A 578-nucleotide genomic window follows, 5' to 3' on the forward strand; every position below is an offset into this window, starting at 1 on the left:
CCCACTTCCGCATCATAAAACTCTCCCGAGTAGCGGATCGTGCTTTCATATAGCTCAATCGTCAGCGTTGGGCTACCGAATACATCATAGTCATATTGATTCTCGATCGTTCCTTGCTCATCCACTGTCTGCACAACGTCGCCATGACCGTTGAATAAGAAATACGACAGCTTGTCCGCCTGGTCGATTCGGGCGATATAGTTTATGCCCTTCACATAGCGCACACTGACCGCGTCTGCTTTATCCGTCTCCAAAATGACATATTGACGGTCATACAAGTAGTTCGTTACCTGCTCCGCGTAGCCATCTGCCGAGCTGCGAACCGTTTTCTTCGTCCGAAGATCGTCCCCGTCATACGCGTATTCAACGGTCGAGCGTTCTCCGCCCTGAACATTGATCGCTTGTGTCAGACGGTTGAAGCCGTCAAAGGTGTTGTTCACCTTCTCCAGCAGGCTGCTTATTTCTTCGGTCTGCTCATCCCCGTAAGGATTCGCTCCCGTTACCTGGTTCATCCCTCGACTGTGCGGACGCAAGTAGCTGGTTTGCTGGCGCACTTCATTCCCGTTGTTGTCAAACAG

At 51.4% G+C, this 578-nt stretch carries 1 protein-coding gene; it reads right to left on the reverse strand.

The genetic code is table 11. From position 1 onward, the window contains the following. The coding region (locus WH37_RS36160; protein ID WP_046234954.1) for a hypothetical protein at positions 1–578 on the reverse strand (578 nt) is incomplete at both ends.

Origin of the sequence: Paenibacillus algorifonticola, from assembly GCF_000971975.1 — a bacterium.
Taxonomy (GTDB): Bacteria; Bacillota; Bacilli; order Paenibacillales; family Paenibacillaceae; genus Pristimantibacillus; species Pristimantibacillus algorifonticola.